This is a genomic window from Nonomuraea sp. NPDC001831, assembly GCF_042892035.1.
In the GTDB taxonomy this organism is placed as follows: Bacteria; Actinomycetota; Actinomycetes; order Streptosporangiales; family Streptosporangiaceae; genus Nonomuraea.
The window spans coordinates 1-16406 of record NZ_JBIATU010000021.1; the positions used below are offsets into that span (position 1 = coordinate 1).

A 16406-nucleotide genomic window follows, 5' to 3' on the forward strand; every position below is an offset into this window, starting at 1 on the left:
GTCACCAGCCGCTCCAGGGTGCGCACCTCCTCGGCGTCCCAGTCCGCGGTGAACTGCATCCACCGTTCCCGGCCGACGGCCTCCAGCCGGGCCAGCTCCCGCCGGCCGTCGTCGGTGAGGGTGATCGGGCTGGCCCGGCGGTCGTTCTGGTCGGTGGTCGCCCGCACCAGCCCCTGTCCGATCAGCGTCTGGATCTGCCGGGTCACCGACGACTGGTGCACGCCGAGCTCCTGGGCCAGGTCGGAGGTTCGCGCCGGTTCCTTGGCGGCCAGGAGTTGCAGCGTGCGCAGCAGGCCCGCGCCGGGACGTTGCCGGCGCGCCCGCTCGATGCCGTCGCTGAGCTGCAACAAGGAGTCCAGCATCCGTTGAACGTCGTTCTCGCTCGGTCTCATGCGGTCAGTATACTTGCTTGCTGCACGCAAGTAATGTTAGCGTCGAAGACATGAACGCGATGCAGATCTCCTCCCAGCGCGCCAATCCCGTCTCCGTCGCCGTTTCCCCGCTGGCCGTCCGGCTGGCCAACGCCGCGGCCTGTCTCGGCGTCGCCCTGTTCGTCCTGACCATGGCCGTCGCCGCGTTCGGCGCCGACCCCGGCTCCACCGTCTGGAACCGGGCCGGCGGCGTGCTCGCCGGCTCCCTGATCTGCCTGGTCATGGTCAGGAAGGCGCGGGCCGGCAAGCGCGGCGCCTACACCCGGGTGCGGTGGATCACCGCCGTGGCCGGCGTGACGATGATGGTCACCGCGGTGATCGCCGGCTCCTTCCCCCTCTGGTTCCGCGCCGAGCAGGTGGTGCACGCCCTGGTGATCGCGGCGCTGGCCTGCGCGCTCAACGCCCCCGCCCTGCTGGGCGACCGTTCGAACCGAGCTCGGTGACGACGGGCGCGGTCCGCGCGGATCGGCCGTTCCTCTGTGCAACGCCGCCTCGCGCGGGATAGGACGGAAGACGTGAGTCAGCAACTGAACAGACGGGCCCTGTTCGGTGTGGGCGTCCTGGCCGGAACCATCGCCCCCGGGACGGCGCCGGCCTCGATCTGGACCCATCGCTGCAGCACCCTGGTGCCGGGGGACGTGGCCGACCGGTTGCGGCTGCGGGCGAGGACGTCCGGTGTGGCGCTGCCCGCGCTGCTGTTCGCCGCGTCCGGCCTGTACATGCGGCATGCGACGGGTGCCACCGACATGGTGATAGGGCTGACCACGTCCGGGCGGAAGGGCTCGCGGGAACGGGTGGCGGTGCTGGCCAACGACCTGCCGCTGCGGCTGACCCTGGAACCGGGCATGACCCTGCGCGACCTGGCGCGTCACGCCTCGTCCCGGACGCGGGAGCTGCTGGCGCACCAGCGGTACCGGTACGGCGACCTGTGCCGGGACCTCGGGCCGGCGTATGAGGGCAGGCCGACGTCCGGCCTGCTCGTCAACGTCCTGCCGGCGCAGGAGGCACCGCGTTTCGGCCAGTGCCGTACCGTCACGCGAAATCACACGGTCCTCGGCGAGATGGACGACCTGATGGTCCTGATCTACGACCGCCAGGCCAGTGGTCTGCGGGTCGACTTCCTCGCCAACCCGGCCCGCTATCTCGCCGAGGAGAACGCCGCCCACCAGAAGCGGTTCCTGCAACTGCTGGAGGCCCTGGCCGAACTCGGCGTCGAGACGCCGATCGCACAGCTGGACTCCGTGCCGGTCTAGCCGACAGTCCGGCCCGACGGTCCTCGCAGGGGATCGCGTACGTTCAGCCGCCCGGTGTGCAGGTAGCGGGCCCGGCCGTCGTCGTCGCCGACGAAGGCGACGGCCGCGTGCGTCCCGCCCCTCCCCTGCGCGAACACGAAGGTGTCGCCGCGCAGCCTGGCCAGCTCGAACGTCTGCGGCGCGCCGTGCTCGGCCATCGCGCCGAGCGGCGTGACGGTCACCCACAGCCGGCCCTCGGCGTCGCCGGCCACCTCCCACGCCGTCACCTCCGAGACGTAGCGCCCGGCGTAGCGGCCGACGTCGAAGGGGAGCGGGGGCACGGGGGGCTTCACGGGCGGCGGCGCGCTGATCCCGGCCAGGCGGCCGAGCACGGGCGTCAGCAGCTCGGCCACCAGCGGGTCGGGGTCGCCGCCGTTCGTCAGCAGCACCGCGGCCACCCCCGCCTCCGGTACGAGCTTCAGCGTGGCGGCCTGGCCGGGGGTGGAGCCGTCGTGCCCGACGACCGTGCCGCCCGCCCATTCCTGCACCTCCCAGCCGAGACCCCAGCTGGAGGGCCGGCCGAGGTCGGGGAGGGCGACCTGCGGCTCCCGCATCGTCCTGGCCAGTTTCGCGGGCAGCACCCGCGCGCCGTCGGCCAGATGGGCGCGGGCGAAGGTCAGCAGATCTCCCGCGGTCATCGCCAGGCTCGCGCCCGCCGGGTCGTTCGAGCGCATCAGCGACCAGGTGGAGACCGGCTCGCCGGCGGCGTGCCCGACCGCCGTGCCGTAAAGGATGGCCTCGTCGGCGCTGGTGGCGGTGTGCGTGAGGCCCAGCGGGCCGATCAGGTGCGCGCGCAGCGCCGCGTTGAACGGCAGGCCGCGCAGGACCTCGACGACCCGCCCGAGGACGACGTACCCGGCGTTGTTGTACGACCAGATCGCGCCCGGCGGCGACAGCTGCGGCACGTCGCCGAGCAGCGCGACCAGCTTCTCGACCGCGTCGTCACCCCTGCCGGTGTCGGCGAAGACGTCTCCCTCGAACCCGCCGGTGTGCGCCAGCAACTGCCGGATGGTCACCGGCTCCGGCAGCGCGAGCCCGGGCAGCACCGACTGCGCGGTCTGGTCGAGGTCGAGCCGTCCCTCGCCGACGAGCTGGAGCACCAGGGACGCCGTCCACGCCTTGGTGATCGAGCCGATCTGGAACAGCGAGCCGGTCGTGACGGGCTGGCCCGTACGGGTGTTGAGGACTCCCGTCGCGGCGGCGGCCACCTCCGCGTCGCCGGTGGAGCCGGCGGTGAAGGCGAGGACCGCGCCGGTGACGCCGTGCTCGCCGGCCAGCGCGTGGAGATCGGCCCGCAGATCGGGGAGCAGGTCGGGAAGGGTAGCGCTCATGCGGCGGCTCCGAAGGTCGGGTCGATGCGGTATCCGGCGGGCGGCTCCGCGCCGATCAGGTGGCGGGTGAGGAAGTCCCAGGTACGGCGCAGCACGTGCGCCTCCGCGTGCAGGTAGCCGTGGGCGGCGTTGGGCACCATGAGCATCTCGAAGTCGGCATCGGCCTCGACCAGCGCGTTGACCAGCCGCAGCGACAGGCCGGGATGGCAGTTGTCGTCCATCTCGCCGAAGATGATCAGCAGCTTGCCGGCGAGCGCGCCGGCGTGCGGCAGCATCGAGCCCGCGGCGTAGTCCTGCGGCGGCGGCCCCTGGTACGTCTCGCCCCAGACGGCGTAGTAGCCGTCGTGCTCGTAGTCGCCCGCCGAGGCGACGCCCACGTGGAAGAAGCCGGGATGGGTCAGCATCGCTCTGGCCGTGGCCGCGCCGCCGCCGGAGTGCCCGGTGATCCCCACCCGCTCCAGATCGAGGTAGGGCCGTTCGGCGGCGAGCTGCGTGATCGCCGCCACGTGGTCCTCCAGCCCGGCCGTCACCGCCGGGTCGCCGTACGAGACGTCCTGGAACGCCTTCCCCCGGTACGGCGTGCCGCGCCCGTCCAGCACCACGACGGCCATGCCGAGCGCGGCCAGCGACGGCGCGCCGCCCGCCGGATCGAGCAGCCACGGGTCGAGCGTGTAGCCGCGCAGGGTGGTGCGCAGTTGCCGGGTGATCTGCGGCCCGTTGTAGATCGAGTCGAGGACGGGATACCGCTTGCCCGGGTCGAAGTCGCCCGGCAGGAACAGCAGCCCGTGGACGTCGGTGACGCCGTCGGCGGCCTTGACGGTGAAGCGTTCGGGCGCCCGCCACCCGGCCTTCTCCAGCAGGCTGAGGTCGGCCTGCTCCAGCTCCATGACGAGCGCTCCGGCGGCGTCGCGCAGCACGGTGACGCTCGGCGTGCCGGGCGTGGCGTAGGTGTCGACGAGCCAGCGGCCGTCGCGGGAGACGTGGACCTGGTGGTCGGCGTCCTCGTGGGTGAGCACGGTGACCCCGCCCCCGTCCAGGTCCGCGCGGCACAGGCGGCGGTCGTAGGGGTTCGACCCGTGCCCGCCCGACAGGAACAGCACCTGCCTCGCCGTCCAGTCGACCTGAAGCAGCTCGCGGACGAGCCATTCCCCGGTGGTGACGGCGTTCGCGAGCTCGCCGCCCCGGTACAGGTACAGGTGGCCCCAGCCCGACCGATCGGAGTACCACAGCACCTCCTCGCCGCGGGTGCGCACGAGGGGCGGGACGACGATCGTCGGGGCCGTTGCCACCACCGTCTCGGCGTGCTCCTCCAGGACGACCTCCGCGCGACCGGTCCTGGCGTCGACGCGGTGGAGTACGGCTCCCCGGTTGCCGCGGGTGCAGTGCAGCAGCCACAGCGTGTCGTCGTCCTCCCACCAGATCCGGTCGAGGTTGAGCGGGGCGTCGTGCGTGAACGGCAGCGGCCCGAGCGCGACGTCGACCCGCTCGCCCGTCTCCGCGTCGAAGATCGCGTGCGTGACCGTCGGCAGCGGGTCGCCGGGCATCTCGTAGTGCAGGGTGTGCGCCAGCGGACGGCCGCCGCCCGGGGGGCACGACTGCGTGATCGTCAGCGTGGGCACGTGCCGCTGGTCCACGCGGTGGGTGACGAACCGGCGGCCGTCGGGCGCCCAGACCAGCAGCGGGGGCGTGGTCATGCCCTGCTGGGCGGCGACGATCGGCATCCGGTTCTGGTCGCTCGGCAGGCCGTAGGCGTGGCCGGGCTCGCCGTCGCGGGTGACGCGCGTACCGTTCACCAGCAGGTCGCCGGCCTCGCAGGTCACGGTGAAACGGCCGTCGGGCGAGGTCTGGGCGCCGGTGAGCTCGGGCGGGAGCACCGGCTCGGCGGCCGGGGCCGGGCCCTCCACCCGTTCCTTTCGTTCGGGGAAGACCCTGACCTGGCGGGGGCCTTCGGGGGTGCTCACCAGGTACCAGAAGGAGTCCTCCTCCCAGACGGGCGTCACGGCCGAGCGGTGCACGAGCTTCGCCTCCCGCGAGACGTGCAGCGCCTCGGCGCGGCGATAGGCGTCGATCACTTGGTTTCTCCGATCGCGTGGTCGATGAGGGCGTCGAGATCGCCCATGAGGGTCTTGCGGATGGTCGCGATGAACCACGACCCGAGGACTGCGGGGACGAGCAGCAACAGCAGCGCGCCGCGCAGGTCGAGGAAGGCGGTCGCCAGGGCCAGCAGCCCGGCGCCCACCAGGCCGCCGGCCGCGATGATCAGACCGAGCGCGGCCATGGCGTGCGGACGGTCGGCGGGCCGTACGACCGAGAGGGCGCCGATGAACAGGCACGGCCCGATCACCGCGAGGAAGGCCTGGCCCAGCGCCAGCAGGGCCAGCATCACCCACAGCACGGGGATCACCGAGGACAGGGCGAACGCCGTGGCCGCCGCGGCCAGCGCCGCGCCCGACAGCGCCATGAACCGCGCCGGACCCGCCCGGTAGGCCCCCTCCGCCCTGGTCCCGAAGGCGGCCAGCGCCGCGATCGAGACCGCCGCGGCGGCGCCGGTGAACAGCCCACGCTGGCCGGGCGTGAGCGCGTACTCCTGCTCCAGCAGGGTCGAGACCACCACCCCGTACGGCGCGGCCAGCGCCCCTACCGCCGTGAAGCCGACGCACATCCGGCGGACGGTCGGGATGCGCAGAGTCCGCGCGAACGCCGCCCGGAACCCGCCGAACTCCGCCGTCCCCGCGCCCGCGGCCGGTACGGCGCTGCCCGACCTGGCCTGGAGCTCGGCCACGTCCCAGCGGCCCAGCACGGGCTCGCGCAGCCGCAGCGCGTACAGGCAGGCCGCCAGCGACAGCCCGCCGAACGTCGCGAACACCGCCCGCCAGTCCATGCCGAGCCACGACACCAGTCCCGCCACGACCAGCGGCGCGAGGACGCCGGCCAGCGGCGACGAGGCCGAGTACAGCGACATGACCCGCATGCGGGCGGGCGGCGGGTAGGCGTCCACGAGAAGCGGCGGATGCAGCACCGCCACCGTGCCGGTGGTGGCCCCGTTGACCAGCATCAGCACGGCCAGCGAGACGGGCCCGGCCACCGACCCGGTGAACAGCGTGGTCAGGCTCCAGGCGAACCCGGTGCCCACCGCCAGCCGCACCCGACGGGGGTGGCGGCGCAGCAGGGCCGCCACCGCGAACGGGGCGAGCCCCGTCGCCACGCCCTGAGCGGCGACGATCCCCGACAGCGAGCCCGCGTCCATCCCGAGCGAGGCGGCGATCTCGGGCGCGAGCACGCCGAACACCTGGGTCTGGAAGTTGTCCACCACGGCCAGCACGGTCAGCGCGACCAGGAACGACAGGCCGACGCCGTGCTCCCTGAGCGTGCGCAGCAGAGGAGCGGTGTCGCCCTCCTTGCCGGTGACGCCCAGGATCGCGCGGGCGTCCTGCCTGGTCAGGGAGGCGTGTTCGCCTGGAAGATCGTTCACGCATCGAGGATCACGCGGCAGGGCAGGCCCGCACGAGCGCCGAACGGGGGCTGTCCCGTGGGAATCGTAGGCGCCGGCATCCTACTTTCGTCGGATCCGGCCGGCCAGCGCGGATCGGTAGCGTGGCGGTATGAACGCGCGGGTCAGAAGGCTGTCGGGGGACGTCGCGCTCGCCACGGCCGTGGGCATGGTGGGCGTCGGCAGCGATCTGGCCATCAGCGGCGCGGTGCCGATGGCGCTGGTGCCCGACGTGCCCTGGCAGGGGGTGTGGGTGCAGGCCGTGGCCGCGGTCGCGCTGCTCGGCCGGCGGCGCCTCCCCCTCGCCGTCGCGCTGGCGATGATCCCGCTCGGCTTCGTCGAGGTGCCGGTGGCGATGCCGTTCGCGCTGTACTCGCTCGGCGCCCACCGAGGCGACCGGCGGCTGCTCGTGGCGGTGGCCGGGCTGGCGCTGGTCGTCCTGAGCCACCTGTGGGAGGCGCCCGACCTCGCCACGGCCCTGAACCTCGTCGCGATCTGCGGCCTGGTGGTGATCCCCGCGACGCTGCTCGGCCTCTACGCCGACAGCCAGCGGCGGCTCAACACCGCGCTCGCCGAACGCGCCGAACGCGCCGAACGCGAGCAGCGGTTGCTGGTCGAGCAGGCCAGGCTGGAGGAACGCACGCGGCTGGCCCGCGAGATGCACGACGTGGTCACCCACCACGTCAGCCTGATGGTGCTGCAGGCCGGCTCGCTGCGGATGGCCGCGCCCACGCCCGAGGTGCGTACGGCCGCCGAGGAGCTGCGCGCCACCGGCCGGCGCGCGCTCGGCGAGCTGCGCGAGGTCGTCGGGGTGCTGCACGACCGGCAACCGGCCGATCTCGCCCCGCCGCCGACGCTGCTCGACGTCTCCCGCCTGGTCGCCGAGTCGGGGCTGCCGGTGTCGCTGAGCCAGGACGAGCGGATCGAGCTATCGGCGCCGCTCGGCCGTACCGCCTACCGGGTGGTGCAGGAGGCGCTGACCAACGTGCGCAAGCACGCGCCGGGCGCGCCGGTCTCCGTCCGGCTGAGCCCCCGGGACGGCGGGGTCCGCGTCGAGGTGCGCAACCATCCGGCCGACCCGGCGCGCGCCGAGCCGATGCGCCTGGGCCTGCCGTCGTCCGGCACCGGGCTGCTCGGCCTGCGGCAGCGGGTGGAACTGGTCGGCGGCGCGTTCGCCGCCGGGCCGACCGAGACGGGAGGATTCGAGGTGCTGGCGACACTGCCGGCCAGACTGCCCGGACAACTGCCCGGGCAACTGCTCGGAAAGGGAGGGGAAGCGCCCGATGATCAGGGTCCTGCTCGTGGACGACGAGCGGATGGTCTGCGCCCACCTGCGAGCGATCCTGTCCCGCGCCGCCGACATCGAGGTGGTCGGCGAGGCGCACGACGGCGCCGAGGCCGTCGAGGCGATCGTCCGGCTGGCGCCGGACGTCGTGCTGATGGACATCAGGATGCCCGGCGTCGACGGCCTGACGGCGACCGAGCGCGCCTGCCGGCTGCCGCGCCCACCGAAGATCATCATCCTGACCACGTTCGACCTCGACGAGTACGCGGTCCGGGCGCTGCGCGCGGGCGCGGTGGGCTTCCTGCTCAAGGACACCGACCCCGAGGACATGACCGGCATCGTCAGGGTCGCCGCCGACGGGCACGCCGTCGTCTCGCCCGAGCTGACCAGGCGGCTGGTGGCGGCCTTCTCCCCCGCCGAGCCCGCGAGGCGGGCCGCCAGGCGACTGGTCGACAGCCTGACCGAGCGCGAGACCGAGGTGCTGGTCTGCCTGGCCGAAGGGCTGTCCAACTCCCAGACCGGCAGCAGGCTCTACCTCAGCGAGACGACGGTCAAGGGCTATGTGTCACGGCTGCTCGGCAAGCTCGGCTGCGCCAACCGCACCCAGGCCGCGCTGCTGGCCCACGACGCCGGGCTGGTCGGCCGGGCCTGAGCCCGCGACGCCGGGCCGGTCGGCCGAGCCTGGGCTCAGGCGATGCGGCGGGCGGCGAAGCCGCCGTTGAGCAGGCGTACCGCCCGGCCGTCCCGGATCACGAACGCCAGATCCCAGCCCCGCCCGCCCGACAGGTCCTGCTCGGGCAGGAACCGGTGCTCGTCCAGCGGCAGCAGCGCCACCGGCGGGCTGACGGCGCCCGAGGCCACGTCCTCCAGCGTGATCGTCAGCACCCCGTCCACCGAGGTCACCTCGTAGCGCAGGTCGCAGGCGGCGTACCGGCCCTCGTACGGGCCCGCGTCGGCGGTGAGCCGCGTCACCGGCTCCACGTCCACGGCACCGGCTCCCAGGAGCTCGCGGGTCACGGCGGCCGCCAGCGGGTACCCCGCGTGCGGGCTGTTGCACACCACCGCGACGACCACGCCGGTGGACGGCACCCACAGCAGCGTCGAGGAGCCGCCCAGGTTGGTCCCGCTGTGACCGAGCACGGTCGTTCCCCCGAGATCGCGCTGGTAGGGCCCCAGGCACCAGCGGTCGGCGAACCTCCTGGTCGGCAGCGACACCTGCGGCGCCTGCATGGCGGCGCACGCCTCCGCCGACAGCACACCGGCCCCCGCCCGTACGAACAGCTCGCCGAACCTGACCAGATCGGCGGCCGTGGAGCACAACGTGCTCCCCGCGGGCCTCGAGGCGCGCGAGAACGTCCACGGCCGTACCACCGATCCGTCGGGCGCGTGCCCGACCGCGACCCGGTGGTACGGCAGCTCCTCCCACGACGTCAGGCTCTCGCGCAGCCCCAGCGGCTCGAACACCCTGCGCCGCAACGCCTCGTCCCAGCTCGACCCGGTCAGTCGCGCCACCAGCGCGCCCGAGACGACGGTGGAGGCGTTGCTGTAGGAGTAGCCCTCACCCGGGGCGAACAGCATCGGCATGCCGGACAGCGTCGCCAGGTAGTCGGCCGGGTCGTCGTAGAACCCGTTGTCGATCCCGCTGGTCATGGACAGCAGGTGACGGGCCGTCACCGACGCGGTGGCGGCGGCGTCGGACAGCCGCAGCTCCGGCAGCCGGCGTACGACCGGCGCGTCCAGGTCCAGCACGCCCTCGTCGACCAGCGTCATCACCAGCACCGCGGTGTGCAGCTTGGTCGTCGAACCGATCTGGATCAGCGTGCGGGTGTCCATCGGCGTGCCCAGCTCGGCGTTGGCGACCCCGGTGGCGGCCTTACGCAGCTCGCCGTCGGCGAGCACGGCGACCTGCGCGCCGGTGACACCCAGGCGGCGAGCGGCCTCGGTCAGCATCTCTTCCATGGCGACCGAGTCTCGGCCGCCCTCCCGTGCCCGATCAAGGAGATGGCGGGCGAAGCCGACCTTCGGCACGGCAGGACCGTACTTTGGTGGGCGTTCGAGCGCGGCGGCGGGGACGGTCAGCTGGGCCGGCCGGTGGGCATGATGGTGACCTGCTGGAGGTTCGCCCGGGGCGGCAGGCTCGCGATGAACCCGACGGTCTGCGCGACGTCCTGCGGCGTGAGCCACTCCATCGCCTCCTTGGAACCCTCCAGCCACGCCCGCGCGCCCTCGTCGGTGACGTGACTCTGCAACTCGGTGCCGACGATCCCCGGCTCGACCGCCGAGACCCGCACGTTCTTGGCCCCCAGCTCGGCCCGCAGATGCCGGGACAGGTGGGTGACGTACGCCTTGGTCGCGGAGTAGACGGCGAAGTTCGGGAAGATGTTCTGCGCCTCGATGGAGGAGGTGTTGATCAGGTCGGCCACGCCGCGCCTGCCCGCCCCGCGGCAGGCGGGCCGGTGGCCGCTATCGGGGCGGCAGGTCCACGGCGAGGCGGAAGCCGACCGAGGGAGAGCGGGTAAGCCCGGCGCCGAGGAGAAGGAGCTTGGCCGACACGTCGGCTGGTTGCGGGCCGCCGTCGAAGTACCAGTCGGAGCCTTCCGGGACGTAGGCGCTGCCGCCTTTGAGGATGCAGAACCGGGTGCGCCCGTCGGTGTGCTCGCTCTCGGTGAGGTTCCACACCAGCGGCTCACGGCGCTCCAGCAACCCCGCCGCCCCGGCGACCTGCCACTCGTCCTCGGTGGGAAGACGCGCTCCCGCCCAGGTGGCGTACGCGCGCGCGTCAGCCAGATCCACGTAGGTGGCGGGCGCGTCGCCGCCGCTCATGCTCGCGACCTCCAGATGCCGGGCGTCTGGGCGTTGGGTGTCCGTACGCCCGGTGTCCGTGTGGCCGGCGAGGAAGCGTTCGGGGCGGACCGGCCGGTAGCCGCTGGAGCGTACGAACTCCGCGTACTCCCGGGCGCTCACCTCCCTGACACCGATGGCGAACCACCCGAGCCGGACCGCCCGGCGCAGCGTGCCGGTGTGGTGCAGCCGGGGAGGCAGCGGCTTCCACTCATCGACATAGGGCGCTTCGCCGTACAGGCCAGTCTCCCGCACCCGATGACGGACCACCAGCTCGTACTCGCCGCCGCCCGCCTCCACCATCCCGGCCGGTACGGCTTCGCACGGCGCGTACGGCTTCGCCACCCGCACAGCGGCCCTGGCAGGGAAGGCGTCATCCGCCGGCCCCCCGGCGCCCCCGGCACCTTCGCTCACCGGCGCCAACGGCACATCGACGCCCGCCGGCACCGGCATCACGGCCGCGATGCCGCCCGCCGGTAGCGGGCCGCCGATGTGGACACCGCCGTCCGGGGCGGGGCTCACGGTCAGGGGCGTCCCCGTGGTCAGGTCGATCCAGCGGTGGCCGGGCCGATCGCCGGTGTGCAGCCAAGGGCCGTCGCAGGCCGCGCCGCGATTGACGACCGTCCACAGCGGCACCCCCTCGTGGACCCAGCGAGAGCCGTACACCGTGGTGCCGGGGACGTGGTCGGCCAGTGGCGTCCAGTCCGGCGAGCCGAACCAGGCGGCATGGGCGCGATGCACCCGGCGCATGCCGCGCAGCACCGCGCGGTCGCGGGCGTTCCAGCCCACCCAGACGCCGAAGACGCTCTCCCAGACGAGGATGCCCGCGCCGTTCAGCCAGGCGGAGTGCAACTCGTCCAGATGGTCACGGTGCCAGCGCCGGGTGTGATGCGGCAGGTGCCCGCGCTCGAACCACTTGGCACGCAGCACTCCGGGCACCGGCGAGTCGGCGAACCACTGGGCCCAGGACATCTGGTGGTCGTGCACGCGGGCCAGCGGGATCCGCGACTCGCCCTCCATGACCAGTCCGGGCCGGATGGCGTCGAGCGCGGCGCGCAATTCCGGCCGGCCCTCCTTGGAGCTGTCGAGGAAGATGCCGTCGGTGCCGAGTCGCGCGGTGATGTCCGCGATGTCGGTGGAGGTCTCGCTGGCCCACGGGTAATAGCTGAGATAGACCCGTACCCCGCGCCGTTGGAAGTCCGCGACGACTTCCTGCAATTCGGAAATGTCGCGATAGAAAGCGAACTGGTCTCTGGCGTCGATCCCGATCACCGGGTAGGCGTGCCAGAACAGCACGCCGTCGAATCCGCCGAAGTCCCGCTCGGCCGCGTCCAGGAAGGCGTCCACGGTGAATGTGCCGCGCGCGTGGTCGTACAGCGTCTCGTCCCACAACCAGGCCACGCACACGCTGAAACGATCACGGTCGGACACCCGGTAGCGCTCGTCCGAGTAGCCGATCCGCTCCCGCGCCTGCTCGCGCCACTGCCCGAGCCGCTCGCGCCACACGTCCCACATCGCCGGATCGCCGGGGGCGGCGAAGATCTTCGCCTCGTCCAGCATCGACAGGTCGCTTCCCGCCGCCAGCGGCACCTCGGTCGGCAGATCGATTGGTCTGGGCAGATAGGGGTTGAAACCGGGGGATTTCATGAATGCTCCCAACCACCGTAAACGTTTACCGAACACCATGGCATGACCCGTCACTCGAAAACAGCCCCTTGAGGTCTTGACGCGATGAGCCGAGCCGGCGCCCGGTGGCGTCCTCGCCGGGATCTGCCGCACCCGGCTCACCGACGCAAGCGGCGAACGGGCTGCTCGCCGCAGGCCCTGAAGCCCGAGCTTCCGGTCCCCGTGATCCGGGCGACTGTGCCCGGCGCCGGAGGTGAGCTGACAGCCCCTCCCAGTGGACTATGCGGAAGCACGGGAGGATGCGGGCAGATGTCAGATCGAGGGCGGGTGCGGCGAGTCACCCTCAGGGACATCGCCGACCGGGTCGGAGTGACCCCGTCCGCCGTGTCGTTGGCTCTCGCCAACAAGCCCGGATCGGCGCGGGCCCTGCGGAACCAGCGGGCGGGCACGATACGGTCGCCGTTCAGCCCGAGGACACCTCCGGCCGGTTGACCCGCGAGCACCTGGACGCCGCCGAGATCGATCCGCCCACCGTGCGCACCCCCAGCCCTGCGAGCAAGCCGGACCGCTTCTAACGTGCGCAAACGCTCCACCATACGCCGATGCCCGTGGCGGACAATCCGGCCTACGATGGCATCCGTGATCACCGTGGCCAGTGACGCTGTACCGCCTGCGCCGCTGCCCCTGACCTCGCGGCTCGTGGACGACATCGCCGTCATCACCATCAGCGTGCTGCTGGATGCCACCACCCGCGACCAGTTCGCCGACTATCTCGCCCAGGCCGGCCCCGCGCTGATCCTGGACCTGGGCGGGGTGACCTTCATGGACTCGCGCGCCCGGGACCAATCGTGCACCACTGGCAGCGCGCCATCACGTCCGAGGAGAAGTTCGCGCTGATCGGCGTCGACTACGCCCGCGTCAAGGTCATGTGGATCACCGGCCTGGCCCAGCGCATGCCCCGCTACGACACCCTGGACCAGTTCCTGGCCGCCCAGCCCGACAGGCCGTTCCAGGCCAGCGTGCGCGATCTGGCCTGCGACGTGGCCGTCCCGGACCCAGTCCTGCTCAGCGACGGGGCAGCAGAGCTTCCCGCACAGCCCAGCCAGGCGGCGGCCGGATCAGTTACCAACTCCGGTGCCGCACGCCCACGTCTGCCGTCGCGACACCAAATCCCGGCCGCCGGCTACGGCCGGGGCGCGAGCGCCGCCCGCGCGGGGTGACCGGTTCCGGTCAGGCGCCGCACTTCTCAGGCCCGCGCGGGTGACGTAGCTTCGCGAGCACCGGATCTCTCCGAGGAGGGACATGCTCCCGCGCTCGATCAGGCGCGCCGCCATGGCCGCCGCCCTGACTCTGACACTGGCCGTACCCCTGCCGGCCGCAACCGCCGCGACGGCCGCCGCCGACCCCGCCATCGACTCCGCCGCCGCCCGTGGTCCCGCTCCCGGGGCGCCCGGCATCGGCGACGTCTACTTCCCCGACTACGGAAACGGCGGCTACGACGTCAGGCACTACGACCTCAAACTGAACTACCAGCCGGGTGCCGACCGGCTGGACGGCCGGGCGACCCTGCTGGCCACCGCCTCGCAGTCGCTGACCCGCTTCAACCTCGACTTCCTGCTCGACGTCCAGGAGGTCAAGGTCAACGGCAGAACGGCCGCCTTCGCCAGGACGGGCGCGCACGAACTGGAGATCACCCCGGCCCGTGCCCTGCCCCGGCTCCTGCCGTTCGTCGTCGAGGTGACCTACTCCGGCACCCCCGGCTCCGTCACGACGCCCGGGATCAGCACGCCGTGGCTCAGGCGGGCCGACGGCGCGCTCGCGCTGGGCGAGCCGGAGATCGCCTGGTGGTGGTACCCGAGCAACGACCACCCGGCGGACAAGGCGACCTTCGACATCTCGGTCACCGTCCCCGAGGGCAAGCAGGCGATCAGCAACGGCGTTCTCGCCTCCCGGCGCACCTCGGGCGGCAGGACCACCTTCCACTGGGTGATGGACAAGCCCATGGCCACGTACCTGGCCATGCTCTACGTCGGCGACATCGAGGTGCACCGGGCTCGCTCGTCCACCGGCCTGCCGGTCACCACGGCGTATGACACGACCCTCGGCCCGCGTCTGGAGTTCGCCAAGGCCAGCGTCGAACGTACGGCCGAGATCATCGATTGGGAGTCGAGCCTCTTCGGCCGCTACCCGTTCTCCTCGATGGGCGGCTCGGTCGTCAACGAGAACGTCGGCTTCGCGCTGGAGACCCAGTCGCATCCCGTCTACGACTCGATCTTCTTCGAGTCCGGGCCCGACGTCGGCGTCGTCGTCCATGAGAACGCCCACCAGTGGTTCGGCGACAGCGTGTCGGTCGGCCAGTGGCGCGACATCTGGCTCAACGAGGGCTTCGCCACCTACGCCGAGTGGCTGTGGTCGGAGAAGGAGGACACCGGCACCGCCGCCGAACTGGCCAACGCCATCTACGACGAGATCCCGGCCGACCACCCCCGGTTCTGGCGGACGGTCCCCGGCGATCCGACCCCCGCCTCCCTCTTCTACGCCTCGGTCTACTGGCGTGGCGGCATGACCCTTCAGGCGCTCCGCGGCGCGGTCGGCGACCAGGACTTCTTCGCCATCCTCAAGTCCTGGTCCCGGATCAAGCGGTCCGGCAACGGCGACACCGCCGCGTTCATCGCGCTGTCGGAGAAGATCTCCGGCAAGCGACTCGGCCCGCTCTTCCGTACGTGGCTGTTCGAGCCCGGCAAACCGGCCGCCCCGCCCGCGCCGGTCACGGCCCGTACCGAGGCCCAGGCAGGGCCCCCGGCCTCGTACGCGAGCCACAAGAGGTTCCACGAACTGCTCCACGGCCCCGCCTGAGGCCCGCACCGGGTGGCCGGGCGCGCTCGGGTCGTGGCCGCCGCGGGGTCAGACGATGGTGAGCGTCGTCAGGCCGGTCGCCCTGGTGAGCCCGGTGGTCAGACACTGCAGCAGTTCGGTCTGGACGAGCGTGATGGTCTCCACCGCGTGGCGGCCCTGGAAACGGCCTTGGACGACAGGGCCGCTGAACGTGGTGACCACCTGACCGCCCACGGCGGTGCTGCTCCCGGCGCCGTCGATGACGCTGCTGTCGCCGGTGTTCCACTTGATGATCCGCTCGCCCTGGAACGGGTCGAGGAGGTCGTTGCAGCCGACGAAGATGGTGAACTCCTCGTCGTAGGCCCCGCTCGCCACCTGGCCCGTGCTGTCGAGGCAGGAGCTGAACCGGCCCCTCACGGTGAGCGTGACGTTCCGCGGCGTCAGGACGACCCCCGGGCTGTACGTGACGGTCTCGGTGCCCTGGCACTGCACGAGCGTGGCCGCGTAGGCGGGACGCGCGGCCGGAGCGGCCGCACTGAGAGCGATCACGCTGACGGCGGCGACCGCGACGGCGATCAGCGCGCGCAGGACGCGGCTTCGCCGAGATGAACGAAAGGTCACAGGACGCTCCCTTGGGGGATGAACGGCAGGGCACTGATCGGGCGACGTTCACGAGCGGAACCACAGGTACGTAGACATGACAGCTCCACCACGGGTTCCGTGACATGCCCACGAAGGTTGCAGATTCGTATCTTGCCGACACGCAGAGTGATCTCCAGCGTCCTGAGTGGCGCACTTGAGAGCACCGGCGTGGCGGGCCCGTGGGAACCGGTCCCCCGCCCCCGCCCCGCCTCGTCGCGAAACCTTCTCGCCCAGGCTGCTCCTGACCGAGCAGCCCGTGACCCTGACGGGCACCGGAAACTACCCGACCTGCGTGTCGAGCGACCCGGCCATCACCTCGGGACGTCCACGATCTCCGGCCACGGGAACCTGGGCTGCGTCTCCGGCTCCATGCCGGCGATCGAGCGGGTGACTTGCAACACCGGCGAGACGTCGACGATCAGCTGCGCCATCACGCTCAACCTGTTCGCCGGCCAGTCGGCCTTCACCGTCATCGCGGGCAAGTTCACCGGCGACACCGTGACCTCCGAGGGCGTCACCCTGCATAACCCCCTCAAGCCGCTCCTCGACTGCCCGGCGCCGGGCTACGGTGGCAGCACCGGCCCGACCGTCCTCACCCTCACCGACCTTCACCCCTGACCCCCGCCCGCCACC

Annotated in this window: 15 protein-coding genes and 1 pseudogene; 8 read left to right on the forward strand and 8 right to left on the reverse strand. The window is 72.4% G+C overall.

The annotated features are described in order from the left end of the window. Positions 1-392 (reverse strand): MarR family winged helix-turn-helix transcriptional regulator (locus tag ACFYYW_RS42735; RefSeq protein WP_387658619.1); only part of this gene is annotated, 392 nt, incomplete at its 3' end. Positions 393-442: 50 nt separating this feature from the next. Between ACFYYW_RS42735 and ACFYYW_RS42740 the strand changes: the two genes are divergently transcribed. Together ACFYYW_RS42740 and ACFYYW_RS42745 are read left to right on the forward strand one after the other, a co-directional pair. Then, the gene (locus ACFYYW_RS42740; RefSeq protein WP_387658622.1) at positions 443-874 is read left to right on the forward strand and encodes a hypothetical protein; all 432 of its coding nucleotides are present in this window, start codon (positions 443-445) and stop codon (positions 872-874) included. Between the two features lie 72 nt (positions 875-946). Continuing rightward, complete coding sequence (locus ACFYYW_RS42745; RefSeq protein ID WP_387658625.1) at positions 947-1684, forward strand: condensation domain-containing protein; 738 nt, start codon at positions 947-949, stop codon at positions 1682-1684. Here the strand turns inward: ACFYYW_RS42745 and ACFYYW_RS42750 are convergent. Genes ACFYYW_RS42750 through ACFYYW_RS42760 form a run of 3 tightly spaced genes read right to left on the reverse strand, consistent with a single transcriptional unit; the run spans position 1681 to position 6526 of the window. Beyond that, a complete protein-coding gene (locus ACFYYW_RS42750) occupies positions 1681-3054 on the reverse strand; it encodes a serine hydrolase domain-containing protein (RefSeq protein ID WP_387658628.1) in 1374 nt (457 codons plus the stop codon). The genes ACFYYW_RS42745 and ACFYYW_RS42750 overlap by 4 nt on opposite strands. Then, entirely contained in the window at positions 3051-5126 is a 2076-nt protein-coding gene (locus ACFYYW_RS42755; RefSeq protein WP_387658631.1) for a DPP IV N-terminal domain-containing protein, read from the reverse strand. The genes ACFYYW_RS42750 and ACFYYW_RS42755 overlap by 4 nt, the downstream gene beginning before the upstream one ends. Continuing rightward, entirely contained in the window at positions 5123-6526 is a 1404-nt protein-coding gene (locus tag ACFYYW_RS42760; RefSeq protein WP_387658634.1) for an MFS transporter, read from the reverse strand. Before ACFYYW_RS42760 ends, ACFYYW_RS42755 begins: the two co-directional genes overlap by 4 nt. A gap of 709 nt (positions 6527-7235) precedes the next feature. On the opposite strand from ACFYYW_RS42760, the pseudogene ACFYYW_RS42765 reads away from it, so the two are divergent. Together ACFYYW_RS42765 and ACFYYW_RS42770 are read left to right on the forward strand one after the other, a co-directional pair. After that, positions 7236-7763: pseudogene (locus ACFYYW_RS42765) on the forward strand (sensor histidine kinase); the annotation flags it as partial. Positions 7764-7827: 64 nt separating this feature from the next. After that, positions 7828-8481, forward strand: a complete 654-nt coding sequence (locus tag ACFYYW_RS42770) for a response regulator (RefSeq protein ID WP_387658637.1) — start codon at positions 7828-7830, stop codon at positions 8479-8481. A gap of 35 nt (positions 8482-8516) precedes the next feature. Here ACFYYW_RS42770 and ACFYYW_RS42775 read toward each other — a convergent pair whose 3' ends face one another. The 3 genes from ACFYYW_RS42775 to ACFYYW_RS42785 form a co-directional block, all read right to left on the reverse strand. Then, positions 8517-9788, reverse strand: coding sequence for a serine hydrolase domain-containing protein (locus ACFYYW_RS42775; RefSeq protein ID WP_387658639.1), 1272 nt, complete (start codon positions 9786-9788; stop codon positions 8517-8519). Positions 9789-9904: 116 nt separating this feature from the next. Next, positions 9905-10252 carry an SDR family oxidoreductase gene (locus ACFYYW_RS42780; protein ID WP_387658642.1) on the reverse strand — a complete coding sequence of 116 codons (348 nt, stop codon included), beginning with the start codon at positions 10250-10252 and terminating at the stop codon, positions 9905-9907. A 40-nt stretch (positions 10253-10292) separates the two neighbouring features. Beyond that, complete coding sequence (locus ACFYYW_RS42785; protein WP_387658645.1) at positions 10293-12317, reverse strand: SUMF1/EgtB/PvdO family nonheme iron enzyme; 2025 nt, start codon at positions 12315-12317, stop codon at positions 10293-10295. Between the two features lie 618 nt (positions 12318-12935). Between ACFYYW_RS42785 and ACFYYW_RS42790 the strand changes: the two genes are divergently transcribed. From ACFYYW_RS42790 to ACFYYW_RS42800, 3 genes are all read left to right on the forward strand, one after another. Further along, positions 12936-13193, forward strand: coding sequence for an STAS domain-containing protein (locus ACFYYW_RS42790; protein ID WP_387658649.1), 258 nt, complete (start codon positions 12936-12938; stop codon positions 13191-13193). Beyond that, positions 13145-13516 carry a hypothetical protein gene (locus ACFYYW_RS42795; RefSeq protein WP_387658652.1) on the forward strand — a complete coding sequence of 124 codons (372 nt, stop codon included), beginning with the start codon at positions 13145-13147 and terminating at the stop codon, positions 13514-13516. The genes ACFYYW_RS42790 and ACFYYW_RS42795 overlap by 49 nt, the downstream gene beginning before the upstream one ends. Positions 13517-13598: 82 nt before the next feature. Then, positions 13599-15152: a M1 family metallopeptidase gene (locus ACFYYW_RS42800; protein WP_387658655.1), complete on the forward strand. Its 1554-nt coding sequence runs from the start codon at positions 13599-13601 to the stop codon at positions 15150-15152. Between the two features lie 48 nt (positions 15153-15200). On the opposite strand, the gene ACFYYW_RS42805 is transcribed toward ACFYYW_RS42800, so the two are convergent. Beyond that, positions 15201-15752: a hypothetical protein gene (locus ACFYYW_RS42805; RefSeq protein WP_387658658.1), complete on the reverse strand. Its 552-nt coding sequence runs from the start codon at positions 15750-15752 to the stop codon at positions 15201-15203. A 390-nt stretch (positions 15753-16142) separates the two neighbouring features. On the opposite strand from ACFYYW_RS42805, the gene ACFYYW_RS42810 reads away from it, so the two are divergent. Continuing rightward, complete coding sequence (locus ACFYYW_RS42810; protein WP_387658661.1) at positions 16143-16391, forward strand: hypothetical protein; 249 nt, start codon at positions 16143-16145, stop codon at positions 16389-16391. Positions 16392-16406 lie beyond the last annotated feature (15 nt).

Bases quoted from the DNA above. Each gene is read 5' to 3' on its own strand.
- ACFYYW_RS42800 (WP_387658655.1), top strand. From the start codon at position 13,599: ATGCTCCCGCGCTCGATCAGGCGCGCCGCCATGGCCGCCGCCCTGACT.
- ACFYYW_RS42770 (WP_387658637.1), top strand. From the start codon at position 7,828: ATGATCAGGGTCCTGCTCGTGGACGACGAGCGGATGGTCTGCGCCCAC.
- ACFYYW_RS42810 (WP_387658661.1), top strand. From the start codon at position 16,143: ATGCCGGCGATCGAGCGGGTGACTTGCAACACCGGCGAGACGTCGACG.
- ACFYYW_RS42740 (WP_387658622.1), top strand. From the start codon at position 443: ATGAACGCGATGCAGATCTCCTCCCAGCGCGCCAATCCCGTCTCCGTC.
- ACFYYW_RS42775 (WP_387658639.1), bottom strand. From the start codon at position 9,788: ATGGAAGAGATGCTGACCGAGGCCGCTCGCCGCCTGGGTGTCACCGGC.
- ACFYYW_RS42750 (WP_387658628.1), bottom strand. From the start codon at position 3,054: ATGAGCGCTACCCTTCCCGACCTGCTCCCCGATCTGCGGGCCGATCTC.
- ACFYYW_RS42785 (WP_387658645.1), bottom strand. From the start codon at position 12,317: ATGAAATCCCCCGGTTTCAACCCCTATCTGCCCAGACCAATCGATCTG.